Genomic DNA, 26,368 nt, shown 5'->3' on the forward strand with positions numbered 1-26,368 from the left:
CTCAGTCTAAGCGGCGGGATTCCGGGGCCGACGGGGGCTTCGGGGCGGCACCCGGCCGGTCGGCACAATGGCAGACATGGCTTCCACGGATCAGCACCCCGACCAGTACCCCGACCGGCGCCCCCTCCGGCACCCCCTGACGGTCGGCTTCGACCTCGACATGACGCTCGTCGACTCCCGGCCCGGTATCGCCGCCGCCTACCGGGCGCTGTCCGCGGAGACCGGGGTGCCGATCGACGTCGACCTGGTGGTGAGCCGGATCGGCCCGCCGCTGGAGACGGAGCTGGCGCACTGGTTCCCGGCCGACCGGGTGGCCGCCGCGGCCGACCGCTACCGGGAGATCTACCCCGACCACGCGATAGCCCCGAGCACGGCCCTCCCCGGGGCGCGGGAGTCGGTGGCCGCGGTGCGGGCGCTCGGCGGCCGGGCGCTCGTCGTCACGGCGAAGTACGAGCCGAACGCGAAGCTGCACCTGGCCCACCTCGGCATCGAGCCGGACACGGTGGTCGGCTGGCTGTGGGCGGAGGCCAAGGGCGAGGCGCTGCGCGAGCACGGTGCGCAGGTGTACGTCGGCGACCACACCGGCGACGTACGCGGGGCCCGGGCCGCCGGAGCGCTGTCGGTCGCGGTGACGACGGGCCCGTGCGACGCGGCGGAGCTGCGGACGGCGGGCGCGGACGTGGTGCTGGAGGACCTGACCGGCTTCCCGGCCTGGCTGGCCGCCTTCGAGGCGGCCCGGGTGGCGTGACGCCCTGCGGCGTCAGACGCGGTTCGCGGCCCGTTTCGGGGAGCTGGACCAGGCCGAGCGCACGACGCCCGCCGCGGCGATCAGGAACCCGACGCCCATCAGCATGCAGACCGCGTACGCGATCGCGGGGAACGGTTCCGTGCCCAGGAAAAGTGGGGCGACCGTGACCAGAGTGGCCAGTGCGCCGACGAAGAAGACGATCGCGCCGACCTGAACAAGCCGGTCGCCTGCGCCTGAAGGAGTAGTGCTCACGCGACCAGGGTAGTTCCCTGCCCGGAGGAACTCTCCGGCGACGTCTTGTCACCGGCCCTGGGCCCATTAGCCTGGGACCGGGCGGGTCACGGTGACCCGCTGTACTGCTATCCGGAGCCGTTTTCCCCGGGAGACCGGCTCCTATCCGCACACCGACGAGTACGAGGACGAGGACAGACGTGCCCACCGGCAAGGTCAAGTGGTTCAACAGCGAGAAGGGCTTCGGCTTTCTCTCCCGCGACGACGGCGGCGACGTCTTCGTCCACTCGTCGGTTCTCCCTGCCGGGGTCGACGCCCTCAAGCCCGGCCAGCGCGTGGAATTCGGCGTGGTCGCGGGCCAGCGCGGCGACCAGGCCCTTTCGGTGGTGGTCCTCGACCCCACCCCGTCCGTCGCGGCCGCGCAGCGCCGCAAACCGGACGAGCTGGCGTCGATCGTGCAGGACCTGACGACGGTCCTGGAGAACATCACGCCGCAGCTGGAGCGGGGCCGCTACCCCGACAAGGCCGCCGGCGCGAAGATCGCGGGCCTGCTGAGGGCGGTCGCCGACCAGCTCGACGTGTAGCGGACGGCGACCCGCGAAGGCGCTGCCGGGGCGCGGACCCTGCGGGCGGTCAGGCCTGGCTCTCCGCGAGGAGCCGGGTGAACCTTCCCAGGGCCGCGCGCACCGCGCCCGAGCGGGTCAGCGGCGCGCGGTCGACGCCGGCGAAGAGCGTGACGAGCACGATGTCCGCGGCCACGGCCCGGCCCGTCGTCCGCACCGCCAGCCTCCTGCCGCCGCCGAGACCGGACGGCTTCGCCGTCAGGGACGCACCGGGGTCCTCGTCATCGGCCCGGCGGGTCAGGACGAACCGCTTCCGGTTCACCGCCCGCAGCCGGTAGTGGTCCGGTCCCGCTCAGGGGAACGCGAGCGCGTCCGGGCCCAGCGGCGGTACCAGTCCCTCGGCCGCCGCGCGGGTCAGCAGGCCGCGGACCGCCGCGTAGCCGTCCTCGCCGAGGTCGGCGGTGAACTCGTTCACGTACAGCCCGATGTGCTGGTCCGCGACGGCCGGGTCCATCTCCTGGGCGTGCTCCAGGACGTAGGGCCGGGAGACCTCCGGGTGGTCCCAGGCCAGCCGGACCGAGCTGCGGACCGAGTCGGCCAGCCGGCGCAGGGTCTCCTCGCCGAGCGAGCGCTTGGCGATGATCGCGCCGAGCGGGATCGGGAGGCCCGTGGTGTCCTCCCAGTGCCGGCCCATGTCGGCGAGGTTGTGCAGACCGAAGTTCCGGTACGTGAAACGGGCCTCGTGGATGACCAGACCGGCGTCGACCTTGCCGTCCCGTACGGCGGGCATGATCTCGTCGAACGGCATCACGACGACCTCGCCGACGCCGCCCGGGACCATCTCCGCCGCCCAGAGCCGGAACAGCAGGTACGCCGTCGAGCGCTCGCTCGGCACGGCGACGGTCCGGCCGGTCAGGTCGAGGCCCAGCTCCTTGGAGAGGACCAGCGGACCGCAGCCCCGGCCCAGCGCCCCGCCGCACGGCAGCAGCGCGTAGTCGTCGAGCACCCACGGCAGCACGGCGTAGGACACCTTCAGGACGTCCAGCTCACCGCGCTCGGCCATGCCGTTGGTGAGGTCGATGTCGGCGAAGGTCACGTCCAGTGCGGGCGCGCCGGGGACCCGGCCGTGCGCCCAGGCGTCGAAGACGAAGGTGTCGTTGGGGCAGGGCGAGAAGGCGATCTCGATCGCGTCCCCGGCCGGGCCCCGGCTAGCTGCGGTGTCGGTCGTCATGCCGGTTCCAACCTTCCAGTACGGGGGCGATCTTCCCGAACGCGTCCGTGAGCGCCGCCAGCGCGTCGCCGATCCGCCAGGCGTCCCGGTCGCGGGGGCCCACGGCGTTCGACACGGCCCGCAGCTCCGTGACCGGCACCCCGGCCCGGGCGGCGGCCTCCGCGACCCCGAAGCCCTCCATCGCCTCGGCCAGCGCCCCCGGGTGCGCGGCGAGCAGGTCCGCGGCGCGTTCGGCGGTGCCGGTCACGGTGGAGACGGTGAGGACGGGGCCGGCGGCGGCGCCGGTGGCGGCCGCCACCGCCCGCACGAGCGCGGGCGGGGCGGTGAAGCGGTCCCGGCCGAAGCCGAGCGCGGTGACCGGCAGGAAGCCCTCGGGGGTGTCGGCGCCCAGGTCGGCGGCGACGAGGTCGCTCGCCACGACCAGCGAGCCGAGCGGCGTCAGCGGGGTGAACGCCCCGCCGATCCCGGCCGAGACGACGAGACCGTACGGCGCGGACGCCGACGCCAGGGCGAAGGCGGTGGCCGCCGCCGCGGCGGCCGGTCCCGCACCGCCCGCCAGCACGTCGAACGGGCCGCCGCGGTGCAGCTCGCCCCCCGGCAGCGCCACGGTCTCCGCGGTGCCCCCGAACGCACGCGTGACCGCGTCCCGTTCCACCGGGACAGCGGTCACGACCAGCACACGCACGGGTTACAGCCTCAGGGTCGAGGACGGGGGAGGGGCGCTCTCGGGGGAGCGGGGCGGTCCTTCTCGTCAGTCCTTCTTGAGCTCGAACTGCCAGATGCCCGTGAGCTTCTTGCCCTTGGTCTCCACGATGGAGATGTTCGTCTTCTCGGACGGCTGCCCCGTCTGGCTGGCGAAGAAGGCGCTGCCGGGGATCGTCCGGTAGGTCTTGTCGTACGGCTCCTGCTCGGCCTGCTGGCCGTTGATGAAGAGCGTCCAGCCGTTCTCGGCGATCTCGGGGTCGACGCCGAAGCGGACCTTGTCGTCCATGGCGACCTTGATGGTCTTCTCCGCCTTCTTGTTCAGGCAGCCCTGGATCAGCGACTCCTTGATCGCCTCGCCGTCGTTGTAGCAGGCGGCCTCGGAGTGCACCGAGTTGCTGCCGACCGTCACGGTGGCGAGCGGCGTCGGCTTGTCGCAGGCGGACAGGACAAGGAGTCCCGCGGACACGGCACCAAGAGCGACGCCGATTCGACGGCCCTTACCGGAGAAGAACGCAACGGTCATGGGCCGAAGGCTATCGGTCGCCTCCGCTCATGCCACGCGGGGGTGCGGCGTGCCGCGCCGCGCGGCCCCCAGGAGGCCCCGTACGGACGTGGCCGCGCCGAGCGCGAGAATGCCCGCGGCGACCGACATGCCGAGCACCGCGTTGAGCGGCAGGGCGATGCCGATGCCGCCGCCGACCACCCACGCCATCTGGAGCAACGTCTCGGACCGGGCGAACGCGGAGGTGCGGACCTCCTCCGGCACGTCCCGCTGGATCATCGCGTCGAGCGACAGCTTGGACAGGGCCTGGGTGAAACCGGCGACCGCGCCGAGCGCGGCGACCAGCGCGGTGGAGAAGAAGACCGCGGCCAGCACCGCCACGCTCAGCGCGAGTCCCAGCACCGTCGCGACGATCACCTCGGGGCCGCGCGCCCGCAGCCAGGAGCCCACCGCCGTACCGCAGGCGTTGCCGACGCCCGCCGCCACACCGACGATGCCGAGCGAGACCGCAGCGCTCTGCCCGGCCAGCGGGTGCTCGCGCAGCAGGAACGCCAGGAAGAAGATGAGGAAGCCGGAGAGGGCCCGGTGCGCCGCGTTGGCCTGGAGCCCGTGCAGGACGGACCCGCCGACGGACCGCAGCCCCGGTGGCCGCTCCCTGGCGGGCTTCTGCCCGTTGCCGCCCCTGCGGAGGCCCGCCCGGGTGCTGCCGCCGTTCCGTCGCGGCACGGACCGCGGCGCGGTGTCCTCGTGGTGCGGGACGATCAGCCGCGCCCGGCGCTCGCCCTTCGCGGAGTCGACCTTGGGCGGCAGCGTGAAGGCGAGGAACGTGCCCGCGACGAAGATCGCGCAGGCGCCGTAGAGCGGCCAGGGCGAGCCGATGGCCTGGAGACCGGCCCCGATCGGGGCCGCGACCCCGGTCGCCAGCAGCCCGGCCAGGGTGACCCGGGAATTGGCCTTCACCAGGGAGAATCTGGGTGGCAGCAGGCGGGGCACGACCGCACTGCGCACCACGCCGTACGCCTTCGAACAGACCAGGACGCCCAGCGCGGCCGGATACAGCTCCAGGCCCCCCGTGGCGACCGCGCCCGACATGGTGATCGCCAGCAGCGCCCGGGCCAGCATCGCGCCCGCCATCGCGGCGCGGCGGCCGTGCGGCAGCCGGTCCAGGAGCGGGCCGATCACCGGGGCGAGCAGGGTGAAGGGGGCCATGGTGATGGCGAGGTAGAGGGCCACCCGGCCCCGCGCCTCGTCCGTGGGCACCGAGAAGAAGACGGTGGAGGCGAGCGCGACCGTGATCATGACGTCGCCCGCGCCGTTCACCGCGTGCAGCTCGATCAGTTTTCCGAGACCGGATTCGCCCGCGCCATGGGCGTGCGTCGCCTTGCGGATACCGCGCGCCGTGCCGGTGAACGGGGCGCGCAGGGCACGGCCCGTCGCCCGCCCCGCCCTGCGGAGCGGGCCGGGACCGTCGTGCGACCTGGCGGCAGTCACCCCGTCATAGTGCCCCAACCCTGGCCGGTATGAACGGCGATCGGCCGCGGACGCGCGTGTGACGCCCTGTCGGACGAGCACGCCGGAACCGTCCGCGGCCCCGCGCCCACCCGTGTCCGACCGGCATCGGCGGGAAGCCGGCGGGAACGGATACGGCACGTTTGGGACGGGCAGGTGGGCGCAGCGCGGCGGAGAGGGTAGCGTGCGTAACGCGCCACCGGCGGTTGTTCTTGGCCGCGCGCCTCTCGGCGATCCCGCAGAATGGATGGCAGAAGGCGCGCCCGAGGCAGGCACAACGGGTGTGGACGTCGACGCGGCCCCCAGGTCCGCTCCGCCCGCACCTGTCTGGCCGAAACGGCAATCGTCCAGCAGCTGGCGCGCTCGTGAGACTGGCGTATGGAGAGAAGCGAAGACCTGTGAGTGCTGCGACGACGACGCGAAGCCGTACGGCCCGGACCCCCGTTCCCGACCGCCTGTGCGCCGAGGCGGTGGACCTCGCGCGTGCCGCCGCGGAGGAGGCCGCCGCGCCCGGAGTGGTCGGTGAGCACATCGGCGTGATCTCCGAGGGAGACCGCGTCGTCACGCACTACTTCGAGGCCAAGGAGCCCGGGTACCGGGGCTGGCGCTGGGCGGTGACGGTCGCGCGGGCCTCCCGCGCGAAGAACGTCACCCTCGACGAAACGGTGCTGCTGCCGGGGGACGACGCGCTCCTGGCGCCGGAGTGGGTGCCGTGGAGCGAGCGGCTGCGCCCCGGCGACATGGGCCCCGGCGACCTGCTGCCCACCGAGGCGGAGGACCTGCGCCTGGAGCCCGGCTGGACCGGCGAGGACGAGCCGCCGCCGAACTCCGTGGTCTCCCGGGAGCTGGCGGAGCTGGTCGACTCGGAGGACGCCGAGCTGACGGACCGGCCGGTGGCCGCCACCAGCCGCGGGTCCATCGCCGCGGTCGCGGACGAGCTCGGTACGCGCCGGGCGCGGGTGCTGTCCCGGTACGGGCTGTACGCGGCGGCCGACCGCTGGGACGAGGCGTTCGGCCCGAAGACGCCGATGGCCCAGGCGGCCCCGGCGACGTGCGTGAGCTGCGCGTTCCTGATCCCGATGGCGGGCTCCCTGAAACAGGCCTTCGGGGTGTGCGCGAACGAGTTCGGCCCGGCGGACGGGCATGTGGTGTCGCTGGCGTACGGCTGCGGCGGGCACTCGGAGGCCGCGGTGATGCCGCCGCCGCCGAAGCCGGCGCCGCACGCGCTGGACACGATGCGGGTGGACGCGTACTCGCTGCGGCCGGAGCGCGGTGGGGGCTCCGTGCCGACCGAGCCGGACGGGGCGTCGGAGGACCTGGGCCACTCCTGACGCTCCTGCCCGCTGAGGGGGCCGGGCTCGCGGTGCCCGGGAATCGCGGGGCGCGTTCGGCCACCCCCAGCCCGTCCGGCGGTGCGGCCTTTCCAGCCCGTCCGGCGCTTGAGGACGGAACCGTTGCGGTGGACCGGGGTGCGCCCTTTCAGCCCGTCCGGCGTTTGAGGACGGAACCCCTTGGCCGGGGCAGCGGTCACCACAACAGGCACTCGGTGTGCAGGGCCCTGCGGTGGCACCCGGCACCAGGTCGACGGTTCCGTCCTCAAACGCCGGACGGGCTGGCAATGGCCCGGAACGCTGGTACGGCGGAGGCGGCGCGCGCGGTACCTTCGGGCGCACACTGGGCCGCACAGGCATACGCGGTCCCTACCCAGCGGACGGAGTCGAGAGCGTGAGCATGAAGGCGACCGAGGGGGCCGATCCGTTCGGGACGGCACGGCTGCGGCGCGGCGTGCTCGACGCCTGGGGGGCCGGGCCCGCCAGGTTCCGGGAGGACGCCAACGCCGAGGAGGACCTCGCGCTCGGCGGCTACCGCGACCGCCTCGTCGTCGAGCTGGCCCAGAACGCCGCCGACGCCGCCGCCCGCGCCCGCGTCCCCGGTAGGCTCCGGCTGACCCTGCACCCCGCCGCCCCCGGCGACCCGGACGACCGCTGCGTGCTGGCCGCCGCGAACACCGGCGCGCCGCTCGACGCCACCGGTGTGGAGTCCCTGAGCACCCTGCGGGCCTCCGCCAAGCGCGAGGGCCACGAGTCCTCCGTCGGCCGCTTCGGCGTCGGGTTCGCCGCCGTCCTCGCGGTCAGCGACGAGCCCGCCGTGCTCGGCCGGCACGGCGGCGTCCGCTGGTCCCTGGCCGAGGCGCGCGAGCTGGCCCGCCAGGCGGCTGTCGGCAGCCCCGGCCTCGGGGACGAGCTGCGCCGCCGCGACGGACACGTACCCCTGCTGCGCCTGCCGCTGCCCGCCGAGGGCTCCGCACCCGAGGGGTACGACACCGTCGTCGTGCTGCCGCTGCGCGACGGCACCGCCGAGGACCTGGTGGCCCGGCTGCTGGCCGCCGTGGACGACGCGCTGCTGCTCACGCTGCCCGGCCTGGACGAGGTCGTCATCGAGACCCCGGACGGGACGCGGACCCTCAGCCGTTCGGCCCACGGCCCGTACACGCACATCGACGACTCCGCCCGCGGCCTGGGCCGCTGGCGCACCGTGCTCCACCACGGGCCCATCGAGCCCGCCCTGCTCGCCGACCGCCCGGTCGAGGAGCGGCTGCGCCCGCACTGGTCGGTGACCTGGGCGGTCCCGGTCGACGAGGCGGGCGCCCCGCTCCACCCCCGTACCGCACCCGTCGTGCACGCCCCGACGCCCACCGACGAACCGCTCGGCATCCCCGCCCTGCTCATCGCCTCCCTCCCGCTGGACACCGCCCGCAGGCACCCCGCGCCGGGGCCGCTGACCGACTTCCTGGTCGAGCGGGCGGCCGACGCGTACGCGGAGCTGCTGGGCTCCTGGCGGCCCGTGTCCACCGGGACCATCGATCTGGTGCCGGGACCGCTGGGCAAGGGCGGCCTGGACGGGGCCCTGCGCGGTGCGATCCTGGCCCGGCTGCCCCGGGTCGCGTTCCTGGAGCCCGCCGCGCCCCGGGACCCCGAGGCCGAGCCGGGCTGGGCGGACGACTGGGACCGGGACCGGACGGAGGACGGCGGGGACGGCACCGCCGCCCTGCGGCCCGTGGAGGCGGAGGTCGTCGAGGGCGTCGGGGCCGAGACCGTACGGGTGCTCGCCGAGGTGCTGCCCTGTCTGCTGCCCGCGGGCCTGGAGCGGCGCACCGAGCTGCGCACCCTCGGCGTCGCCCGCGTCCCCCTGACCGAGGCCATCGACCGCCTCGCCGGGCTGGAGCGCGACCCCGCCTGGTGGCACCGGCTCTACGACAGCCTCGCGGGCACCGACCCCGACCGGCTCTCCGGCCTCCCCGTCCCGCTCGCGGGCGACCCGGACGACGAGCGGGCGGGCCGTCCGCCGCGCACCACCATCGGGCCGCGGCAGATCCTGCTGCCGCTTCCGGACGCGCTCACCGGCCCCGTCCTCGCCCGGCTCTCCCGCCTCGGCCTCAAGGTTGCTCACCCGGACGCCGCGCACCCGCTGCTGGAGAAGCTGGGGGCCCTGCCCGCCACGCCGCGCGCCGTGCTGAGCACCCCCCAGGTGCGGGCGGCCGTCGCCGGCTCGCTGGACGCGGGGGAGATCTGGGACGAGGACGCGCTCGACGGCGACGAGCTGGCCGAGACCGTGCTCACCCTCGTCCGGGACGCCGAGCTGGCCCCCGGCGACGAGCCGTGGCTCGGCGCGCTCGCCCTCCCCGACGAGGACGGCGAACTGGCCCCGGCCGGTGAACTCGTGCTCCCCGGAAGCCCGTTCGCCCAGGTCATGCGCGAGGGCGAGCTCGCTCTCGTGGACCAGGAGCTGGCCGACCGCTGGGGCGAAGGCCCCCTCACCGCCTGCGGGGTGCTCGCCACCTTCGCCCTCGTGCGGGCCACCGACGTCGTCCTGGACCCGGACGAACTGGAGCCCCGGGACGGCGACTTCGCCGAACCCGACGACGCCGGGCTGCTGGACGCCGTCGACGTCTGGTGCGAGGACCTCCTCGACCAGCTGCCCGAGACCCCGGTGCCGCCCGTCGCCACCGAGATCGTCGCCGTGCGGGACCTGGACCTGGTCGACGACGACGCCTGGCCGCAGGCGCTCGCGATGCTCGCGCGCCCGCCGTTGCGCGACGCGCTGACCCAGCCGGTGCGGGTGCTGCTCCCGGACGGCACGACGCAGTCCGTGCGCCCGTACACCGCGTGGTGGCTGCGCGACCACCCGGTGCTGGACGGCCGCCGCCCGGCCGGACTGCGCGCGGCGGGCGGTGACCCCCGGCTGGCCGGGCTGTACGACGCGGTGGACGCGACCGGCTTCGACGACGCCCAGGTGCTGCGGGCCCTCGGCGTGCGCACCTCGGTCGCGGCCCTCCTGGACGAGCCGGGCGGCGCGGCGGAACTGCTGGGCCGGCTCGCCGACGAGGACCGCCCCGTCACCCCCGTACAACTGCACGCGCTCTACACGGCGCTGGCCGAACTGGACCCGGACCAGGTGACGTTGCCGGACGAGCTGCGCGCGGTGGTGGACGGGGGCGTGGCGGTGGTCGACGCGGCGGACGCCGTGATCGCGGACGCCCCCGACGTGCTGCCGCTGACGGAGGGCCTGCCCCTGCTTCCGGTAGCGCCTTCCCGGGCCGCCGAGTTGGCCGAGCTGCTCCAGGTGCGGCGGCTCGGCGAGACGATCGAGGCCGGGGTGACGAGCGAGGGCGAGGAGCACCGCGTACCGGAGCCGGTCCGCGTCCTGCTCGGCCCCGGCACCCCCGACACCTACGTCGAGCACCCCGAACTCCGCGCGGGCGGCGTCGAGCTGGACTGGCGCCGCACCCCGGACGGGGTCGTCCACGCCGCGACCCTGGAGGGCGTGGCGGCCGGCCTGGCCTGGGCGGCAGGCCAGTGGCCCCGCCGCTTCGAGGTCGCGGCCCTGCTGGAGGACCCGTCCCGGACGGAGGAGCTGGCCCGGGACCGCTGGTTCGACTGAGCCGGTACGGGACGCGGCGCGCGTCCGGTGCGGGCCGGTAGCGATCGGCGCGGCGTGCTCCCGGGGCCCTGCGCCCCGGGAGCACCCCGCACCGACGTCCTCCGAAGTGCTTCACAGAAAAGTCACAGATCCGCACAACCGTTCACCCGGTTCGGCTGTCTGTCCATGTGAGCCAAGAGGCTCATGGATCAGATGGGTCCCGCCGGGCTGACGACACAAGCGCGCCCCGGGGCCCCTTCTCCACTTGGGGACACATGCGTATTCGTGCCACCGTGGCCGCCGTCACCGGCGCCCTGGCCCTTTCCGCTCTCGCCGTACCGGCCGTCCAGGCCGATGAGAAGCCCGACGCCGGCCTGAGCGTGCCCTCCGGCGCCGAGGTCTTCGGCGACGGGTCCGGCGCACCCGCGGCCGGTGCCCGCGCCGCCCGCGCCACCGAAGTGCCCGTCATCAAGAAGGTCGTCGTCAACGGCGGCAAGGACATCGTGGTCGGCACGAAGTCCAAGCAGAAGGTCACCGTCGCGATCACGGCCTCGTCGCCGTCCGGCATCGCCGACGCGTTCGCCTTCCTGTGGCACGGTCACATCGACGAGGTCGACGGCTTCCTCGCTCCCACCCAGGAGTTCGGCAACTGCAAGGTCTCGGCCAACCCGACCACCTCCACGTGCACGGTCTCGATCACGATCGACCCGCAGTCCGACGACCTCTGGACGAGCAGCCTCGCCGGCACGTGGAAGGTCGCCGCCGGAGCGCTCGCGGCCACCGGCAGCGACGAGGACTTCATCTGGAACGACACCCAGGCGAAGACCCGTGTCCAGCGCTTCTCCAAGCTGACCGTCAACGCCTCGCCGGAGCCCGTGAAGAAGGGCAAGACCATCACGGTCACCGGCAAGCTGACCCGTGCCAACTGGGACACCAACACGTACAAGGGCTACGCCACCCAGCCCGTGAAGCTCCAGTTCAAGAAGAAGGGCGCCAAGAGCTACACGACCGTCAAGACGGTCAAGACCAGCTCGACCGGCACCCTGAAGACCACCGTCAAGGCCTCGGCCGACGGCACCTGGCGCTACAGCTTCGCCGGCACGTCCACCACCCCGGCCGTCTCGGCCAAGGGCGACTTCCTCGACGTGAAGTAGGACCGACAGGCGAAAGCCCCCGGGAGGACCGTCGTCCTCCCGGGGGCTTTCCCGTGCGCGCGCCGAGTCCCGCTCCCGCGCCCTACATCCCGAAGCGCCGCCCCACCCAGCGCCAGACGACCTCCAGCAGGACCGCCGCCGCGACCGCGATGCCGACCGCCGTCCACGGCATCGGCGCGCCCACCAGCTTCAGCGCGAAGAAGTCCTGGAGCCACGGCACCACGAGCACGATCAGGAAGCCGAGCCCCATCGCCGCCACCAGGCCGACGCGCCACCACGTGTAGGGGCGGGCGATGATCGCCAGGACCCACATCGAGACCAGGAACAGCGTCAGCGTCGCCGCGCTCGTCTCTGCCTCCAGCGCGCCCTCGCCGCTGTAGTGGTGCCGCGCCACCAGGTACGTGGCGAAGGTGGCCGCCGCCGCGATGGCGCCCGAGGGGATCGCGTACCGCATGACCCGGCGTACGAAGTGGGGCTGGGCCCGCTCCTTGTTCGGCGCGAGTGCCAGGAAGAACGCCGGGACGCCGATGGTCAGCGTGGAGAGCAGGGTCAGGTGCCTCGGCAGGAACGGGTACTCCACCTGGGTGCAGACCACCAGGATCGCCAGCAGCACCGAGTAGACCGTCTTGGTGAGGAAGAGCGTCGCGACCCGGGTGATGTTGCCGATCACCCGGCGGCCCTCGGCGACCACCGAGGGCAGCGTCGCGAAGCTGTTGTTCAGCAGCACGATCTGCGCCACCGCCCGCGTCGCCTCCGAGCCCGAGCCCATCGAGACGCCGATGTCGGCGTCCTTGAGGGCGAGGACGTCGTTCACCCCGTCACCCGTCATGGCGACCGTGTGGCCGCGCGACTGGAGGGCAGCCACCATGTCCCGCTTCTGCTGCGGGGTGACCCGGCCGAAGACCGCGTTCTCCTCCATGGCCGTGGCCATCGCGTCCGGGTCGGTGGGCAGCCGGCGGGCGTCCAGCGTGTTCTCCGCGCCCGCGAGGCCCAGCTTCCCGGCGACCGCGCCGACCGAGACCGCGTTGTCGCCGGAGATGACCTTGGTGGCCACGTTCTGGTCGGCGAAGTAGGCGAGCGTGTCGCCCGCGTCCGGCCGCAGCCGCTGCTCCAGGACGACCAGGGCGGTGGGGGCGGCTCCGGCCGCCGTACCGGGCGCGTTCAGCTCGCCCTCCGCGCGGGCCAGCAGCAGCACGCGCAGGCCCTGTTCGTTGAGGTGCTCGATCTCGGTGAGGGTCGCGTCGCCCTCGGACAGCAGGACGTCGGGGGCGCCGAGCAGCCAGGCGGAGGCCGTTCCGTCGGCCTCCGCGAACGCCGCGCCGCTGTACTTGCGGGCGGAGGAGAACGGCATGGCGTCGGTGACCGTCCAGCTCTCGCCGTCGCCCGCCGCGGGAGCGTCGCCGCCGGTTGCCGGACGCGCGTCGCCGCCGCCCGCCGGGTACGCATCGATGATGGCCCGGAGGCTGGCGTTGGGCCGGGGGTCCGAGGAGCCGAACGCCCGCAGCACCCGTGTCACGTACGCCTCGTCGCTCCCGTTGAGCGGCCGGACCTCCGTGACGTCCATGCCGCCCTCGGTGAGGGTCCCCGTCTTGTCCAGGCAGACCACGTCGACCCGGGCGAGACCCTCGATGGCGGGCAGCTCCTGCACCAGGCACTGCTTGCGGCCCAGGCGTACGACGCCGATGGCGAAGGCGACGGAGGTGAGGAGGACCAGGCCCTCGGGGATCATCGGGACGATGCCGCCGACGGTCCGGGCGACGGAGTCCTTGAAGTTGTTGTCCTTCACGACCAGCTGGCTGATGATCAGCCCGATCGCCGTCGGCACCATCATCCAGGTGACGTACTTCAGGATCGTGCTGATGCCGCTGCGCAGCTCCGAGTGGACGAGCGTGAAGCGCGACGCCTCCTCGGCGAGCTGTGCGGCGTACGCCTCGCGGCCCACCTTGGTCGCGGTGAACGCGCCGCCGCCCGCGACGACGAAGCTGCCGGACATCACCGGGTCGCCGGCCCGCTTGATCACCGGGTCGGCCTCCCCGGTGAGCAGCGACTCGTCGATCTCCAGGCTGTCGGCCTCGGCGACCGTGCCGTCCACGACCACCTTGTCCCCGGGGCCGAGCTCGACCAGGTCGCCGAGGACGATCTCGGAGGTGGAGATCTCGGCGGCGACCCCGTCGCGCCGCACGGTCGGCTTCGCCTCGCCGATCACCGCGAGGCTGTCCAGGGTCTTCTTGGCCCGCCACTCCTGGATGATGCCGATGCCGGTGTTGGCGACGATCACGAAGCCGAAGAGGCTGTCCTGGATCGGCGCGACGAACAGCATGATCACCCAGAGCACGCCGATGATCAGGTTGAACCGGGTGAAGACGTTGGCCCGGACGATCTCGGTGACCGAGCGCGACGAGCGTACGGGTACGTCGTTGACCTCGCCGCGCGCGACCCGTTCGGCGACCTCGGCGCTGCTCAGGCCGTCCGGCCGCCGGGCGGGTGGTGGCTCCATGGGGTGCACGGGGTCGAGTTCCGCCCCCGCGTCGATCATGGCCGGCCGGGGGGTTCCGGGGGTCTGCTCCCCGGAGGAATCGAGTGCCCGCTGCGTCATGGGTTCGACGGTACGGGCGTGCGCGTCGAATCACCCGCCGGAGGGGCGAAGATCCGACCAGGGGAGGACGAAGAGGGTCCCGAGGTCGTACGGGGGCGGGCTGACGAGGCCGGGCTGACGAGGCCGGGAGGTCTGGTGCTCCGGGGGGTGGTCAGGTGCTCCGGGAGGTCAGGGCGCTCCGGGAGGTCAGGCGGTCCGGTCGGCGCGGCCCGCCGGGTTACCGCCGAGCGCGCTGTCCGTCGCCGCGGCCCCCGCGGCGTCCTTGGCCTCGACCTTGGCCGCGTGCCGCTTGAGAGCGGCGTCCCGCCCCCGGACGTACCAGATCCCGATCAGACCGAGCCCGGCGCCGGCCAGCGGGGTCCACACCCACCAGGTGTGGCCGCGGTCGGCGAACCAGCCGTAGAAGGGGAGCTGGGCGAGGAAGAGGACGAACCAGAGGATCGTGCCGCCCACGACGGTGGCGACGACGGGGCCCTCCAGGGGCTCGGGCGCCTCGTGCTTCGGTGTCCACTTCTCCATGAGTTCAGTGTATGGGGCCACCTGATCGAGGGGCGTACGGCCCGGTCGGGCCAAGGGGCCACGCGGGTCTACGCGCGGAGATAGCGATCTTCGCTTGATGTATTCATACTGAATCTGCTTTGGGTTGGCTCGATTCGTTCGTCTGAACATCCAATTTCGATCACCTTTCGCCCCATCGCACCCACCCCTCTACGTACGACTGAGGTCACCCATGCCCCCCTCGGCCACCGCTCCGGTCGACTCCCCGCCGCCCGCGGCCCCGCAGCCCCAGGGCAGCCTGGACCGGTTCTTCAAGATCTCCGAGCGGGGGTCGAGCGTCGCCCGCGAGTTCCGCGGCGGGTTCGCCACGTTCTTCGCGATGGCGTACATCATCGTGCTCAACCCGATCATCCTGGGCAGCGCGAAGGACATGTACGGCAACCAGCTCGACAACGGTCAGCTGGTCACCGCCACCGTGCTGTCCGCCGCGTTCTCCACCCTGCTGATGGGTGTCATCGGCAACGTGCCGATCGCGCTCGCCGCCGGCCTCGGCGTCAACACGGTGGTCGCGCTCCAGCTCGCTCCCCGGATGAGCTGGCCGGACGCGATGGGCATGGTCGTCCTCGCGGGCATCGTGGTGATGCTGCTGGTCGCCACCGGACTGCGGGAACGCGTGATGAACGCCGTGCCGAAGTCGCTCCGCAAGGGCATCGCGATCGGTATCGGCCTCTTCATCCTGCTGATCGGCCTCGTCGACTCCGGCTTCGTCTCGCGCATTCCGGACGCCGCGCACACCACCGTGCCGCTCCAGCTCGGCGGCACCGGCCACCTCGACGGCTGGCCGATTCTCGTCTTCGTCCTCGGGGCACTGCTCACGCTCGCGCTGATCGTGCGCAAGGTGCCCGGCGCGATCCTGATCTCCATCGTCGCCATGACCGTCGTGGCCCTGGTCATCGACGCGGTGGCCGATCTGCCCGACGGGGCGTGGGGCCTGACGACGCCCGCGTGGCCGGGCAACCCGGTCTCCGCGCCGGACTTCGGGCTGCTCGGCGAGGTCAGCCTGTTCGGCGGCTTCGAGAAGGTCGGCGTCCTGACCGGCGTCCTGTTCGTCTTCACGGTGCTGCTGTCCTGCTTCTTCGACGCGATGGGCACCATCCTGGGCGTCGGCGACGAGGCGAAGCTGATGGACCAGGACGGCAACTTCCCGGGCATCAACAAGGTGCTGTTCGTGGACGGCATCGCGGTCGCCGCGGGCGGCGCGAGCTCCTCCTCCGCCACCACGTGCTTCGTGGAGTCCACCGCGGGCGTCGGCGAAGGTGCCCGCACCGGACTGGCGAGCGTGGTGACCGGTCTGCTCTTCTCGGTGGCGCTGTTCCTCACACCGCTGGCGACCATGGTCCCGTCGCAGGCGGCCACTCCCGCCCTGCTGGCGGTCGGCTTCCTGATCATCGCGGGCTCGGTGCGGGACATCGACTGGAGCGACTACACGCTCGCGGTCCCGGCGTTCCTCGCGATGGTGATGATGCCGTTCACGTACTCGATCACCAACGGCATCGGCATCGGCTTCGTCGCCTTCTCCGTGCTGCGCCTGGCGGCCGGGCGAGGCCGCGAGGTGCCGGTGGCCATGTACGTGGTCTCGGCGGTGTTCGTCTTCTACTACGCGATGCCGGCGCTCGGCCTCACGTGATCGGTCTCCCCGTGACGCCGTCGGCCGGCCTCACGTGAGCGGTGGCGTCACGCTCCCCCGGGCGTCGCCGTAGAACTTCTCCGTCTCCTCGACGGCCGCGGTGAAGCGTTCGTCGAAGTCGTCGCGAATGAGCGTCCGGACCACATAGTCCTGGACGCTCATTCCGCGTTTCGCGGCGTGCTGCCGGAGCCGGTCGAGCAGCTCACCGTCTATCCGCAGGCTGAGCACTGTCGATCCCATGCCCAGCAGGGTCGCCGCCCCGGAGCGCTCTGTGCGTCACTTTCCGCTTCTAACTCACTCGTTCGGGTGATCAGTTTCTCGCGCGTGTACCACCAGGTGGTATTTAGGTTGGGTAATGAGTTACGCTAACAAACATGCCTGACCTGATCCACGACGGCGACAGTGCCGCCGCCGTGAGCTCCCTCCGCTCCGCCGTGATGCTGCTGGGCCGTCGTCTGAAGCACCAGCGCGTCGACGAGTCGCTGAGCCCCACCGAGATGTCGGTGCTCGGCACCCTTGCCCGTTGCGGTTCGGCCACCCCCGGTGAGCTGGCCCGCAAGGAGCACGTGCAGCCCCCGTCGATGACCCGCATCGTCGCGCTGCTGGAGGCGAAGGGGCTGGTCAGGCTGGAACCGCACCCCGATGACCGTCGGCAGAAGAGGGTCAGCCAGACCGAGCAGGCCGAGGCCATGCTCGCGGAGAGCCGCACCAAGCGGAACGCCTGGCTGTCCCGCCTCGCCGAGGGCCTGGACGAGGACGAGTGGGAGACGCTTCGGGCCGCCGCGCCCGTGTTGGAGAAGCTCGCCCACCTGTGACCCCGCGGGCGCGCCGACGATGATCCGCCGCCGGACCGGACGTACCAGCCGGTCCGGCACGGATCACCGCCGGAGCGCCCGTCGTCACGTCCTCGTCGGACCGAACGCCGCAGACGCCCGAGGAGGCGAACCCTTTTGAGTACGGGATCCGGAGCAGACTCCGCCCCCGCACCGACTTCCACCCACGAGAGCAAGACCGGCGGGACCTTCTCGTCGCTGAAGATCCGCAACTACCGCCTGTTCGCCACGGGCGCCGTGATCTCCAACACCGGTACCTGGATGTCCCGCATCACGCAGGACTGGCTCGTGCTGAGCCTGACGGGTTCCGCGACGGCCGTGGGCATCACCACGGCCCTCCAGTTCCTTCCCATGCTCCTCTTCGGCCTGTACGGCGGCGTCATAGCCGACCGCCTGCCGAAGCGGCAGATCCTGCTCGTCAGCCAGGCCATGCTCGGCCTGTGCGGCATCGCGCTGGCCGTCCTGACCCTGACCGGGGTCGTGGAGGTCTGGCACGTCTATCTGGTCGCCTTCCTCCTCGGCATGGTGACCGTCGTCGACAACCCGGCCCGCCAGTCGTTCGTCTCCGAGATGGTCGGCCCCGCGCAACTGCGCAACGCGGTCAGCCTGAACTCGGCGAACTTCCAGTCCGCCCGGCTCATCGGCCCCGCCGTCGCGGGCGTCCTGATCACCACGGTCGGCAGCGGCTGGGCCTTCCTGCTCAACGGCCTCTCCTTCCTGGCCCCGCTCGTCGGCCTGCTGATGATGCGCACCGACGAGATGCACGCCTCGGTGACCGTCCCCCGGGCCAAGGGCCAGCTCCGCGAGGGCCTGCGCTACGTGAAGGGCCGCCCCGAGCTGATCTGGCCGATCGTCCTGGTCGGCTTCGTCGGCACGTTCGGCTTCAACTTCCCGATCTGGCTGACCGCCTACGCCGACGAGATCTTCGACGGCGGCGCGGGCATGTACTCCTTCTTCAACATCCTGATGGCGGCCGGTTCGCTGGCCGGCGCACTGCTCTCGGCCCGCCGCCGCTCCACACGGCTGCGGATGCTGGTGATCGCGGGCACGGCGTTCGGGCTGCTGGAGATCGCCGCCTCGCTGTCCCCGTCGGTCTGGCTGTTCTCGATCCTGCTGGTCCCGATCGGCATGCTCGGCCTGACCACGAACATCACCGCGAACACGAGCGTCCAGATGGCCGCCGATCCGGCGATGCGGGGCCGGGTGATGAGCCTGTACATGATGGTCTTCGCCGGGGGTACGCCGGTGGGCGCCCCGATCGTCGGCTGGATCAGCGACACCTACGGCCCCCGCACCGGCTTCGCGGCCGGCGGCGCGATCTCGGTGATCGCCGCCCTGGGCGTCGGCTTCGCCCTCGCCCGCGTCGGCGGCCTCCGCCTGAAGGTCGACCTCCGCCCGGGCCGCCCGCACGTCCGCTTCGTCCCGCGCGAGCAGCTGGCGACGGCGGCGTGACCGACGCGAAAGGCGCCCTCCCCACTCCCGGGGAGGGCGCCTTTCGCGTGCGGGGCGCGGGGTCAGTCGCGGGGGAAGGCGTCGGTCGCGAGGACGAGGCCGACGACGGTCGAGGTGAGGTCGACCGGGGTGCCGAAGTCGAGGCTCAGCACACTGCGGTACTCGTCCTCCTTCGGCAGGGTGTGCAGGTGCCAGGTCCCGGTGTACGGATCGACGACGAGGTACACGGGGACACCGGCGAGGGCGTAGGTGGCCTTCTTGGAGCCGTAGTCGTTGGCGGCGGTGCTCCTGGAGATCACCTCGGCGACGAACTCGATGTCCTGGTAGCGCCAGCGGCCGTCCGCGGCCGTGGACGCGTCCTGCGTGACAGCCGCGACATCGGGGGCGAAGCCGTTGAGGAGGCCGGGGAAGTCGATGCGTACGTCGGTCTTCAGCTGCCGGCGTCCGTAGCTGGTGCGCAACTGCTCCAGGATGTCGAAGGTGATTTCCCAATGCGTGTCCCGCTGCGGCGACATGTGGACGGTCCCCTCGACGATCTCGACCTTGAATCCCTCGGGGACGGGCTCAAGCCACTCGAACATCATGTCCAGGGTGCGCTCGTCGCTGATGTCGGCCATGTCGATCCTGTCGGTGTCTACGACGGTCATCGTGCCGCTCCTCCCCGCTGCCGCACGGGCGTGCGGGCAGCCGCGTAGGACAACGATAGGCCCGGCGCCCCGGACACGCCCGGACCTGCGAGACTCGCGCGCATGAGCAGCCACGGCTCCGGCCACAGCTCCGGCACCCCGCCCACCCAGCGCCTCTTCGCTGCCCTCCTGCCGCCCGCCGGGGCCGTCGCCGGACTCCGGTCGGCGCTCGCCCCGCTCCACGCGCTGCCCGGCGCGGGCGACCTGCGCTGGACGCGGCCCGAGGGCTGGCACTACACGCTGGCGTTCTACGGCGAGGTGCCGGAGGCCGTCCTGCCGGAGCTGTACGCGCGCCTGGAGCGGGCCGCGCACCGTACCGAGCCCTTTCCGCTCCGCGTACACGGGGCGGGGCACTTCGGCGGGCGGGCGCTGTGGGCCGGGGCGGCGGGCGGGCTCGACACGCTGCGGCTGCTCGCCGAGCGGGCCGACGCCGCCGCCCGGCGGGCCGGGCTGCCGATGGAGGAGCACCGCCGCTACGCCCCGCACCTGACGCTGGCCCGGAGCCGGGGCGAAGCGGACCTGGGGCCCTTCACCGCGGCGCTGGCGGGGTTCGAGGGGGAGCGCTGGGAGGCCGGTGGGCTGAGTCTCGTACGGAGCGCTCTGCCGGTGTCCGGGGTGCCGGGGGAGCGGCCGCGCTACGAGACGGCGCGGGCCTGGGCGCTGGGCCGGTGAGCGGTGCCGTTACGCTCGAAGGGTGGACCCGAAGACCAGAAACCGCATCATGGCGGCCGTGCTCGTACTGATGTTCGTCGTCGTCGCCGTGGGGAGTGCCCTGGGCGGCTGATACCGGCGGGCCGCCGGGAAGACGTGCCCGTCCGGCGTGTCCGGGGCACATGCTTGCCTGGAGTGCGCTCGAACGAGTTGGCTGTGGCGTCATGAAGTACACACAGCTCGGACGCACGGGCCTCAAGGTCAGCCGACTCGTCCTCGGGACGATGAACTTCGGCCCGCAGACCAACGAGTCGGACAGCCACGCGATCATGGACTCCGCCATCGGCGCGGGCCTGAACTTCTTCGACACGGCCAACGTCTACGGCTGGGGCGAGAACAAGGGCCGCACCGAGGAGATCATCGGGACCTGGTTCGCGCAGGGCGGTGGCCGGCGCGACAAGGTGGTCCTGGCCACCAAGATGTACGGGAACATGGCCGCCGACGGCGACGCCTGGCCGAACCACGACAAGCTCTCCGCCGTGAACATCCGGCGCGCGGTCGACGCCTCGCTCAAGCGCCTCCAGACCGACCACATCGACCTGTACCAGTTCCACCACGTCGACCGGAACACGCCCTTCGACGAGATCTGGCAGGCGATCGACGTCCTGGTCCAGCAGGGCAAGATCCTTTACGCCGGCTCCTCGAACTTCCCGGGCTACAAGATCGCCCAGGCCAACGAGCAGGCCGCCCGGCGGGGTTCGCTCGGCCTGGTCAGCGAGCAGTGCATCTACAACCTCGCCGAGCGCCGCGCCGAGATGGAGGTCATCCCGGCCGCGCGGGACTACGGCCTCGGTGTCATCCCGTGGTCGCCGCTCCACGGCGGCCTGCTGGGCGGCGTCATCAGGAAGACGGCCGAGGGCGGCCGCCGCGCCTCCGGCCGCGCGGCCGACGCCCTGGCCGACCCCGCCACCCGGTCCCGGATCCAGGCGTACGAGGACCTGCTCGACAAGCACGGCCTGGAACCCGGCGAAGCGGCCCTGGCCTGGCTGCTGACCCGCCCCGGCATCACGGGCCCGATCGTCGGCCCGCGCACCGCCGACCAGCTGGACAGCGCCCTGCGCGCCCTGGAACTGGACCTCCCCGAGGCCGTGCTCACGGGCCTGGACGAGATCTTCCCGGGTCCGGGGCCGTCTCCGGAGGCGTTCGCCTGGTAGGGGCGTGAACGGGGAGAAGGGGCCTCCCGTCGCAACGGGGAGAAGGGGCCTCCCGTCGCGGTGACGGGAGGCCCCCTCCGGTGGCGGGGTGACCCCTGCTCCTTGCGTTGCCGGGCGGACCCGTTCGTCGGCGTCCCTCAGAACGGCATGTGGCCGCGGGTGCGGCGGCCGGCCGAGCCGCTCTTGCCCACAGCCTTCGAGCTGCTGCGGAACGGCTTGCTGAAGATGCGGCCCAGGACGCCGGGCGCCTTGCCGCCCGCGCGGGAGCCCAGGCCGAGCGTGCGCTGCGTACCGCGCTCCGGACCGCGCGAGAGCCGCGGCACGAAGAAGGCGAGTACGGCGAGAACCACACAGACTGCGACAATTCCTACGACCATCATGGCAACTCCTCTTCACGGTGCTGTTGTTCGCGGGTGGTGTCTGCGGCGTGTGCCCCGCTGACGGCTTTCGAACCAGGCATCCCGTCGCGGGGTGCCTTCGGCCGGATCCGGCCGTGTGCTTCCGTGCGAGGGTGGAAACGGTCTGACAGGGCGATACCCGGGCAGGAGAAGCTGGGTCGCCGGGGGAAGCCGAGCTTCTGCCCGGGGCCGACCAGCGCCGAGGCCGTAGCGACGGTCCGGCGGAAGCCGACGAAAGGACGCACCGATGTCCACGGTGACCGATCAGTGGGACGAAGTTCTCCGCACGCATCTGGCCCTCGGCGAGGAGAGATCGCCCGTGCTGGCCGCCGCGGCGTTCTCCGCCGAGGCGGGGTTCTTCGCCGTCGCGGGGCGTGGCGACGAGGACGGGTGGCCGTACTTCCGGTCGATGGCGCGTGCCGCCGGGGCGGGGGCCGGTGACACGGAGCAGGAGCGCGGGGGACCGGACGACGTCGAGGCGCTGTGCACGGTGTGCGAGGAGTCCGTCCATCCCCGAGGCCTGTGGATCGCGGGCATCCCCTGGCAGCGCGAGAGCCGGGAGCTGGTCTCCGACGCCGTCACCGGGCGTGACCTGGAACTCGCGCTGCTGCGCGAGGGCGACCGCGCCATGTGGGTCGTCCGGACGGAACAGGGCGTCTGCGCGTTCGTGCTGGTCGACGGGGACAGCGAGGCGCACCTCTCCGAGGCCCGGTCGCTGACGCTGGAATTCGACTCCTTCCTGGTCGGCCAGGGTTACTGATCCCGCGCGCCGCGCCGGGCGCCGTACGCCTCCGGCTCCGGGTGCTCGTCCACCAGCTCGGGTTCGAGGCCTTCCGCCGCGTCCGTGCGGCGGCGGCCGGCGTCCTTCCGCCAGGCCTCGAAGGCCCAGCCGGTGAGGACGACGACCGCGCCCCCCAGCAGCCATCCGCCGATGACGTCGCTGAACCAGTGCACGCCGAGCGCGATCCGGGTGAAGCCGACGCCCAGGACGGAGATCCCCGCCGCTCCCCAGCACAGCCACCGCCACCTGCGCGGCACCAGCGGCAGCAGCACCAGCAGGAGGACGGCGCACGACGTGGCGGCCGTCATCGCGTGGCCCGAGGGGAACGAGTAGCCGGGCGCGTGGGCCACCGGATCCTGGAGCGAGGGCCTGGCCCGCTCCACCACGACCTTGGCGAGCACCCCGGTCAGCGCGCCGCCGATCGCGGTGGTCGCGGCCCACGCGGCCAGCCGCCACGCCCGCCGGTACAGCAGCCACACCGTGAGCAGGGCGACCGCCGTGCGCAGCGTGGCCGGGTCCCAGACCCAGTCCGACAGGATGCGCAGCGTGGCCGTCCACCCCGGGTGCTCCAGGGCCACCTCGTGCAGCCGGCGGGCCGCACCGGCGTCCAGGCGCTGGAGCGGGGGCCACGTTCCCTCGACGAGGACCACGAGCAGCGCGAACGGCACCGCGGCGACCGCGCCCGCCCCGACCGCCGCCAGCAGTCGTACACCGAGGCGGCGGTCGGCGCGGCGGGTCCGGGCCGGTGTGGTCCCCGGCTCCGCGCCGTGCGGTCGTGGGGTGGGCGGTTCGGGGAGGGATCGTGGCACGTCATGCTCCGGGGTCGGCGGCGACCGGTCCGGGCCTGCGGGCCCGGACGGCCTCCAGTTGGGCGGCGAAGGACAGCCCGACGAAGAGGGCTATGGAAGTGAGATAGGCCCACAGGAGCAGCGACATGAACGCGCTGAGGGGCCCGTAGACGGTGTCGAAGGAGCCGCTGATGCCGAGGTAGAGGCTCAGGAGCCAGGTCAGCACCGTCCAGAGGACGAGGTAGACGGCGGCCCCGAACGCCAGCCAGGTGTAGCCGGGCTGGCGGCGGCGCGGGGAGCGGCGGAAGATCGCGCTCGCCGAGATCAGCGCGAGCAGGAAACCCAGCGGCCAGCGCAGCAGGGTCAACGTCTCCCGTGCGGTGTCGCCCAGACCGTACACGGAGGCCGCGGCGGCGACGAGGTCCCCGCCCGCCACCATCATGACGGACCCGATGCCGAGCGGGATGCCGGCGCTCACGGCCATCACCAGCCCGCGCAGGTACTTGAGGTGGAAGACGCGGTCCCGCTCCACTCCGTAGATCCGGTTGGCGCCGCGCTCTATCTGGCACATCGCGGTGGTGACGTTGGCCACGGAGAACGCCAGTCCCAGCCAGAGGGCGACCTCGGGTCCGTCGCCGTCGCTCTGCTGGTTGCGGTTCAGGGCGTCGTCCACCACCCCGGCGCTCGGGCCCTCGCTGATGCCGTGGATGGTCAGTTCGGCGAGCCGCCCCACGCTCTCGGTGTGCAGCTCGGCCGACAGGCCGACGAAGGCGATCACCAGCGGGACGATCGCCAGGATCGTCTGCAGGGCCAGCGCGCGGGCGTGGCTGAAGCCGTCGGCGTAGCGGAAGCGCACGAAGGCGTCGCGCGCCAGTGGCCAGCGGCCGTACCGGCGCAGGGCCGCGAGCGCCTCGTCGCCGGACAGCTCGTCCCCGCTCATGTCGCGCGTCACGGGGACCCGGGTCGCCGTCCCCATCACCGCTCCCGGGCGGGGAGCAGGACGGTCAGGGCGCCGGGCCTGACCTCGGCGGCGAGCCGCAGGCCGGGTCCCACCGGATCCCCGTCGACCTCGCGCGGCTGTGGCCGGGTGAAGGACAGTTCGGCGCGTCGGAAGGTGTGGAACTCGACGGGGCCCCGCGCGGAGCCCGCGGCGCGGGAGCGCCCTGCCGCATCCCGGCCGCCCGTGCCCGGGACCGGACCGTTCGCGCCGGGCTTCTCCGTGTCCCCGCCCCGTCCGCCGCCGCGCAGCAGCACCCCGGCCGCGCGCAGCCAGCCGCCCGCGCCCCGGGGGTCGAAGACCGCGAGGTCCAGCAGCCCGTCGTCGGGCCGTGCGGCGGGCACCGGCGCCGCGCCCGCCTGGACCGTCCCGATGTTGGCGATGAGGACCATCCGGGCGGTGCGGTGCAGTTCCGGGCCGCCGTCCAGGCTGACGGCCAGCCGCATCCGGGGAGCGCGCAGCCCCTTGGCCCCGGCCAGTACGTACGCGGGCCAGCCCAGGGCCGACTTGGCGCGGTCGGAGGTCTCCTCCAGCATGGCCGCGTCCAGTCCCGCCCCGGCCATCGCCGTGAAGTGGGCAGCGGGGAACCCGTCGCCCTCGATCCGGCCGAGATCCAGGGTGCGGGGCTCGCCGGCCAGTCCGGCGGCCAGCGCGTCGGCGGGGCCGAGCGGCAGTCCGAGGTTGCGGGCCAGCAGATTGCCGGTGCCGCACGGTACGAGCACCAGCGGGACGCCGGTGCCGGCCAGCGCGTCCGCGACCGTGCGGACCGTGCCGTCGCCACCGCAGACGACGATCAGCTCGGCCCCCGCGCCCAGGGCCCCGGCCGTCTGGCCGCCGCCGGGGTCCTGCGCGGTGGTGTCGATGAACGGGGTGTCGTGGTAGCCGTGCTGGGCCAGCACCAGCCGCAGCCGGTCACGGGTCGCGGTGTCGGTCACCGTCGGATTGACGATGACGGCGGCCTGCTTCCGTACGGGGGCGGGCCGGCCTTCGGCGGCGGCCACGGCGATGTCCGTCGCGTCGGCCGGGGGCCGTGCCGCCCAGGAGTGCCCGGCGAGCGCGGCCCGGCCCACGACGAGCAGGGACAGCGAGCCGTTCACCAGACCTCCGGCCACATCGGTCGGGTGGTGCATGCCGCGGTAGAGCCGTGCCAGCCCCACGAGGAGCGGCACGGCCAGCAGGAGCGCGGCCAGGGGCGCCCGCCACGGGGCGCGGACCCGGGACAGGACCAGGACGGCGAGGCCCGCGTAGAGGGCGGTGGCGGCCCCGGTGTGGCCCGAGGTGTAGCTGGAAGTCGGCGGTGAGTCGTCCAGGCGCTCCACGTCCGGGCGCGTCCGGTCCACGGAGGCGGTGACCAGCAGGAAGACCGCGGACTGGAGGGACACCGCGGCGGCGAGGAAGACGGTCTCGCGCCACAGGGGCAGCCGGGGCACCAGGACCAGGGCGAGGCAGACCAGCAGGGTCAGGCCCACCACCGTGCCGGTGTCCCCCAGGGCGGAGACGACCGTGGAGGCCGTGGTGAGCGTGGCGGTGCGCGCGTCCACGAGGGCCTCGACGACGGCGTCCTCCGCGGTCATCGGCCACAGCTCATGGGCCGGCCCGGTGATCAGCAGGCCTGCCCCCGCTACGAGGGCGGCCTGGCAGACCGCGAAGGCGGCGACCCGGGCCGCCGCCTTCCCGGTGCCGCTGGAGAGGGCGGGGGAGCGGCCGGGGCGCCGGGGGGCGGAGGCCCCTCGCCCGTCGGCCCCTCTCCCCGGAACGGTGGTCTCCATCTGGTCCCCCACGTCTGATCCGCCGTGCGGCGGTCGTGCGGGAGCCTGTTCTCCCGGCGCTACGCCGTATGCCCTGCCGTGCGCAGGTCAGGCCTGGGCCCCGGTGGTCGCCGGGGGCCGGGTGCCGGACGGCAGGTTTGAAGGGGGCCATGGCGGTCAGGCGGAGGGGGACCGCAACGCCGAGCTCAGCGAGAGGTGAGTGACATGGCCGCCGACGAGAAGAGCCGGGCCAAGACCGAGCAGGCCAAGGGCAAGATGAAGGAAGTCGCCGGGCGCACCGTCGGCAACGAGCGCCTCACGGCCGAAGGCAGGGCGGAGCAGGCCAAGGGCGATGCCCGCCAGGCCAAGGAGAAGGTCAAGGACACCTTGACCGACTGACGGCGTCACCGTACGACGACACCGGGCCCCGCGGAGCTTCCCGCTCCCGCGGGGCCCTGTCATGTCGTGCCGCGTCC

The 26,368-nt window shown here is 73.2% G+C and carries 26 protein-coding genes; 12 read left to right on the forward strand and 14 right to left on the reverse strand.

Annotation, left to right across the window (positions count from 1 at the left end):
* The first annotated feature begins 76 nt into the window (after positions 1-76).
* Positions 77-748: an HAD family hydrolase gene (locus OG245_RS21045; protein ID WP_371625033.1), complete on the forward strand. Its 672-nt coding sequence runs from the start codon at positions 77-79 to the stop codon at positions 746-748.
* A 12-nt stretch (positions 749-760) separates the two neighbouring features.
* Here OG245_RS21045 and OG245_RS21050 read toward each other — a convergent pair whose 3' ends face one another.
* Entirely contained in the window at positions 761-1,000 is a 240-nt protein-coding gene (locus tag OG245_RS21050) for a hypothetical protein (protein ID WP_371625034.1), read from the reverse strand.
* Between the two features lie 179 nt (positions 1,001-1,179).
* Between OG245_RS21050 and OG245_RS21055 the strand changes: the two genes are divergently transcribed.
* Complete coding sequence (locus OG245_RS21055) at positions 1,180-1,563, forward strand: cold-shock protein (protein WP_006126557.1); 384 nt, start codon at positions 1,180-1,182, stop codon at positions 1,561-1,563.
* Positions 1,564-1,612: 49 nt separating this feature from the next.
* Here the strand turns inward: OG245_RS21055 and OG245_RS21060 are convergent, their stop codons facing one another.
* The 5 genes from OG245_RS21060 to OG245_RS21080 form a co-directional block, all read right to left on the reverse strand.
* Complete coding sequence (locus OG245_RS21060) at positions 1,613-1,864, reverse strand: hypothetical protein (RefSeq protein ID WP_371625035.1); 252 nt, start codon at positions 1,862-1,864, stop codon at positions 1,613-1,615.
* 30 nt (positions 1,865-1,894) lie between these two features.
* Positions 1,895-2,773 carry a 1,4-dihydroxy-6-naphthoate synthase gene (locus OG245_RS21065; protein WP_371625036.1) on the reverse strand — a complete coding sequence of 293 codons (879 nt, stop codon included), beginning with the start codon at positions 2,771-2,773 and terminating at the stop codon, positions 1,895-1,897.
* Entirely contained in the window at positions 2,751-3,458 is a 708-nt protein-coding gene (locus OG245_RS21070; RefSeq protein WP_371625037.1) for a futalosine hydrolase, read from the reverse strand. Before OG245_RS21070 ends, OG245_RS21065 begins: the two co-directional genes overlap by 23 nt.
* 66 nt (positions 3,459-3,524) lie before the next feature.
* A complete protein-coding gene (locus OG245_RS21075; RefSeq protein ID WP_371625038.1) occupies positions 3,525-4,001 on the reverse strand; it encodes a DUF2771 domain-containing protein in 477 nt (158 codons plus the stop codon).
* Between the two features lie 27 nt (positions 4,002-4,028).
* On the reverse strand, positions 4,029-5,471 hold the full coding sequence (locus OG245_RS21080; RefSeq protein ID WP_371625039.1) for an MFS transporter: 1,443 nt from the start codon (positions 5,469-5,471) through the stop codon (positions 4,029-4,031).
* Between the two features lie 416 nt (positions 5,472-5,887).
* On the opposite strand from OG245_RS21080, the gene OG245_RS21085 reads away from it, so the two are divergent.
* The 3 genes from OG245_RS21085 (at position 5,888) to OG245_RS21095 (ending at position 11,563) form a co-directional block, all read left to right on the forward strand.
* A complete protein-coding gene (locus tag OG245_RS21085) occupies positions 5,888-6,820 on the forward strand; it encodes a DUF3027 domain-containing protein (RefSeq protein WP_371625040.1) in 933 nt (310 codons plus the stop codon).
* Between the two features lie 400 nt (positions 6,821-7,220).
* The gene (locus OG245_RS21090; protein WP_371627941.1) at positions 7,221-10,430 is read left to right on the forward strand and encodes a sacsin N-terminal ATP-binding-like domain-containing protein; all 3,210 of its coding nucleotides are present in this window, start codon (positions 7,221-7,223) and stop codon (positions 10,428-10,430) included.
* 254 nt (positions 10,431-10,684) lie between these two features.
* The gene (locus OG245_RS21095; RefSeq protein ID WP_371625041.1) at positions 10,685-11,563 is read left to right on the forward strand and encodes a calcium-binding protein; all 879 of its coding nucleotides are present in this window, start codon (positions 10,685-10,687) and stop codon (positions 11,561-11,563) included.
* 82 nt (positions 11,564-11,645) lie between these two features.
* On the opposite strand, the gene OG245_RS21100 is transcribed toward OG245_RS21095, so the two are convergent.
* Positions 11,646-14,159 (reverse strand): HAD-IC family P-type ATPase, encoded by a 2,514-nt coding sequence (locus tag OG245_RS21100; protein ID WP_371625042.1) that lies wholly within the window; start codon positions 14,157-14,159, stop codon positions 11,646-11,648.
* Positions 14,160-14,345: 186 nt separating this feature from the next.
* The gene (locus OG245_RS21105; protein WP_371625043.1) at positions 14,346-14,678 is read right to left on the reverse strand and encodes a DUF2530 domain-containing protein; all 333 of its coding nucleotides are present in this window, start codon (positions 14,676-14,678) and stop codon (positions 14,346-14,348) included.
* Positions 14,679-14,889: 211 nt separating this feature from the next.
* Between OG245_RS21105 and OG245_RS21110 the strand changes: the two genes are divergently transcribed.
* Positions 14,890-16,344 carry an NCS2 family permease gene (locus OG245_RS21110; RefSeq protein WP_371625044.1) on the forward strand — a complete coding sequence of 485 codons (1,455 nt, stop codon included), beginning with the start codon at positions 14,890-14,892 and terminating at the stop codon, positions 16,342-16,344.
* Between the two features lie 30 nt (positions 16,345-16,374).
* On the opposite strand, the gene OG245_RS21115 is transcribed toward OG245_RS21110, so the two are convergent.
* Complete coding sequence (locus tag OG245_RS21115; protein ID WP_371625045.1) at positions 16,375-16,584, reverse strand: hypothetical protein; 210 nt, start codon at positions 16,582-16,584, stop codon at positions 16,375-16,377.
* 134 nt (positions 16,585-16,718) lie between these two features.
* Here OG245_RS21115 and OG245_RS21120 point away from each other — a divergent pair, with 134 nt between their 5' ends.
* Complete coding sequence (locus tag OG245_RS21120) at positions 16,719-17,159, forward strand: MarR family winged helix-turn-helix transcriptional regulator (protein WP_003967282.1); 441 nt, start codon at positions 16,719-16,721, stop codon at positions 17,157-17,159.
* A 135-nt stretch (positions 17,160-17,294) separates the two neighbouring features.
* A complete protein-coding gene (locus tag OG245_RS21125; protein WP_371625046.1) occupies positions 17,295-18,629 on the forward strand; it encodes an MFS transporter in 1,335 nt (444 codons plus the stop codon).
* 62 nt (positions 18,630-18,691) lie between these two features.
* Here the strand turns inward: OG245_RS21125 and OG245_RS21130 are convergent, their stop codons facing one another.
* Positions 18,692-19,276: a Uma2 family endonuclease gene (locus OG245_RS21130; protein ID WP_371625047.1), complete on the reverse strand. Its 585-nt coding sequence runs from the start codon at positions 19,274-19,276 to the stop codon at positions 18,692-18,694.
* A 102-nt stretch (positions 19,277-19,378) separates the two neighbouring features.
* Here OG245_RS21130 and thpR point away from each other — a divergent pair, with 102 nt between their 5' ends.
* Both thpR and OG245_RS21140 read left to right on the forward strand, forming a co-directional pair.
* Positions 19,379-19,987 (forward strand): RNA 2',3'-cyclic phosphodiesterase, encoded by a 609-nt coding sequence (gene thpR, locus OG245_RS21135; protein ID WP_371625048.1) that lies wholly within the window; start codon positions 19,379-19,381, stop codon positions 19,985-19,987.
* Between the two features lie 203 nt (positions 19,988-20,190).
* The gene (locus tag OG245_RS21140) at positions 20,191-21,180 is read left to right on the forward strand and encodes an aldo/keto reductase (RefSeq protein WP_371625049.1); all 990 of its coding nucleotides are present in this window, start codon (positions 20,191-20,193) and stop codon (positions 21,178-21,180) included.
* Between the two features lie 137 nt (positions 21,181-21,317).
* Here the strand turns inward: OG245_RS21140 and OG245_RS21145 are convergent, their stop codons facing one another.
* Positions 21,318-21,560 carry a DUF6411 family protein gene (locus OG245_RS21145; protein ID WP_371625050.1) on the reverse strand — a complete coding sequence of 81 codons (243 nt, stop codon included), beginning with the start codon at positions 21,558-21,560 and terminating at the stop codon, positions 21,318-21,320.
* A gap of 265 nt (positions 21,561-21,825) precedes the next feature.
* Here OG245_RS21145 and OG245_RS21150 point away from each other — a divergent pair, with 265 nt between their 5' ends.
* Entirely contained in the window at positions 21,826-22,338 is a 513-nt protein-coding gene (locus tag OG245_RS21150) for a hypothetical protein (protein ID WP_371625051.1), read from the forward strand.
* On the opposite strand, the gene OG245_RS21155 is transcribed toward OG245_RS21150, so the two are convergent.
* From OG245_RS21155 to OG245_RS21165, 3 genes are read right to left on the reverse strand one after another with little or no spacing between them, the layout of a single operon-like run.
* Positions 22,332-23,168 carry a phosphatase PAP2 family protein gene (locus OG245_RS21155; protein WP_371625052.1) on the reverse strand — a complete coding sequence of 279 codons (837 nt, stop codon included), beginning with the start codon at positions 23,166-23,168 and terminating at the stop codon, positions 22,332-22,334. The genes OG245_RS21150 and OG245_RS21155 overlap by 7 nt on opposite strands.
* A 1-nt stretch (position 23,169) precedes the next feature.
* The gene (locus tag OG245_RS21160; protein ID WP_371625053.1) at positions 23,170-24,123 is read right to left on the reverse strand and encodes a YihY/virulence factor BrkB family protein; all 954 of its coding nucleotides are present in this window, start codon (positions 24,121-24,123) and stop codon (positions 23,170-23,172) included.
* Positions 24,123-25,913: a diacylglycerol kinase family protein gene (locus tag OG245_RS21165; protein WP_371625054.1), complete on the reverse strand. Its 1,791-nt coding sequence runs from the start codon at positions 25,911-25,913 to the stop codon at positions 24,123-24,125. Before OG245_RS21165 ends, OG245_RS21160 begins: the two co-directional genes overlap by 1 nt.
* A gap of 204 nt (positions 25,914-26,117) precedes the next feature.
* On the opposite strand from OG245_RS21165, the gene OG245_RS21170 reads away from it, so the two are divergent.
* Complete coding sequence (locus tag OG245_RS21170) at positions 26,118-26,291, forward strand: CsbD family protein (protein WP_371625055.1); 174 nt, start codon at positions 26,118-26,120, stop codon at positions 26,289-26,291.
* Positions 26,292-26,368 lie beyond the last annotated feature (77 nt).

The sequence above is a fragment of the Streptomyces sp. NBC_01116 genome, assembly GCF_041435495.1.
GTDB lineage: Bacteria > Actinomycetota > Actinomycetes > Streptomycetales > Streptomycetaceae > Streptomyces.

Bases quoted from the DNA above. Each gene is read 5' to 3' on its own strand.
- OG245_RS21045 (WP_371625033.1), top strand. From the start codon at position 77: ATGGCTTCCACGGATCAGCACCCCGACCAGTACCCCGACCGGCGCCCC.
- OG245_RS21065 (WP_371625036.1), bottom strand. From the start codon at position 2,773: ATGACGACCGACACCGCAGCTAGCCGGGGCCCGGCCGGGGACGCGATC.
- OG245_RS21075 (WP_371625038.1), bottom strand. From the start codon at position 4,001: ATGACCGTTGCGTTCTTCTCCGGTAAGGGCCGTCGAATCGGCGTCGCT.
- OG245_RS21090 (WP_371627941.1), top strand. From the start codon at position 7,221: ATGAAGGCGACCGAGGGGGCCGATCCGTTCGGGACGGCACGGCTGCGG.
- OG245_RS21095 (WP_371625041.1), top strand. From the start codon at position 10,685: ATGCGTATTCGTGCCACCGTGGCCGCCGTCACCGGCGCCCTGGCCCTT.
- OG245_RS21100 (WP_371625042.1), bottom strand. From the start codon at position 14,159: ATGACGCAGCGGGCACTCGATTCCTCCGGGGAGCAGACCCCCGGAACC.
- OG245_RS21105 (WP_371625043.1), bottom strand. From the start codon at position 14,678: ATGGAGAAGTGGACACCGAAGCACGAGGCGCCCGAGCCCCTGGAGGGC.
- OG245_RS21110 (WP_371625044.1), top strand. From the start codon at position 14,890: ATGCCCCCCTCGGCCACCGCTCCGGTCGACTCCCCGCCGCCCGCGGCC.
- OG245_RS21115 (WP_371625045.1), bottom strand. From the start codon at position 16,584: ATGGGATCGACAGTGCTCAGCCTGCGGATAGACGGTGAGCTGCTCGAC.
- OG245_RS21120 (WP_003967282.1), top strand. From the start codon at position 16,719: ATGCCTGACCTGATCCACGACGGCGACAGTGCCGCCGCCGTGAGCTCC.
- OG245_RS21130 (WP_371625047.1), bottom strand. From the start codon at position 19,276: ATGACCGTCGTAGACACCGACAGGATCGACATGGCCGACATCAGCGAC.
- thpR (WP_371625048.1), top strand. From the start codon at position 19,379: ATGAGCAGCCACGGCTCCGGCCACAGCTCCGGCACCCCGCCCACCCAG.
- OG245_RS21140 (WP_371625049.1), top strand. From the start codon at position 20,191: ATGAAGTACACACAGCTCGGACGCACGGGCCTCAAGGTCAGCCGACTC.
- OG245_RS21145 (WP_371625050.1), bottom strand. From the start codon at position 21,560: ATGATGGTCGTAGGAATTGTCGCAGTCTGTGTGGTTCTCGCCGTACTC.
- OG245_RS21150 (WP_371625051.1), top strand. From the start codon at position 21,826: ATGTCCACGGTGACCGATCAGTGGGACGAAGTTCTCCGCACGCATCTG.
- OG245_RS21160 (WP_371625053.1), bottom strand. From the start codon at position 24,123: ATGGGGACGGCGACCCGGGTCCCCGTGACGCGCGACATGAGCGGGGAC.
- OG245_RS21165 (WP_371625054.1), bottom strand. From the start codon at position 25,913: ATGGAGACCACCGTTCCGGGGAGAGGGGCCGACGGGCGAGGGGCCTCC.
- OG245_RS21170 (WP_371625055.1), top strand. From the start codon at position 26,118: ATGGCCGCCGACGAGAAGAGCCGGGCCAAGACCGAGCAGGCCAAGGGC.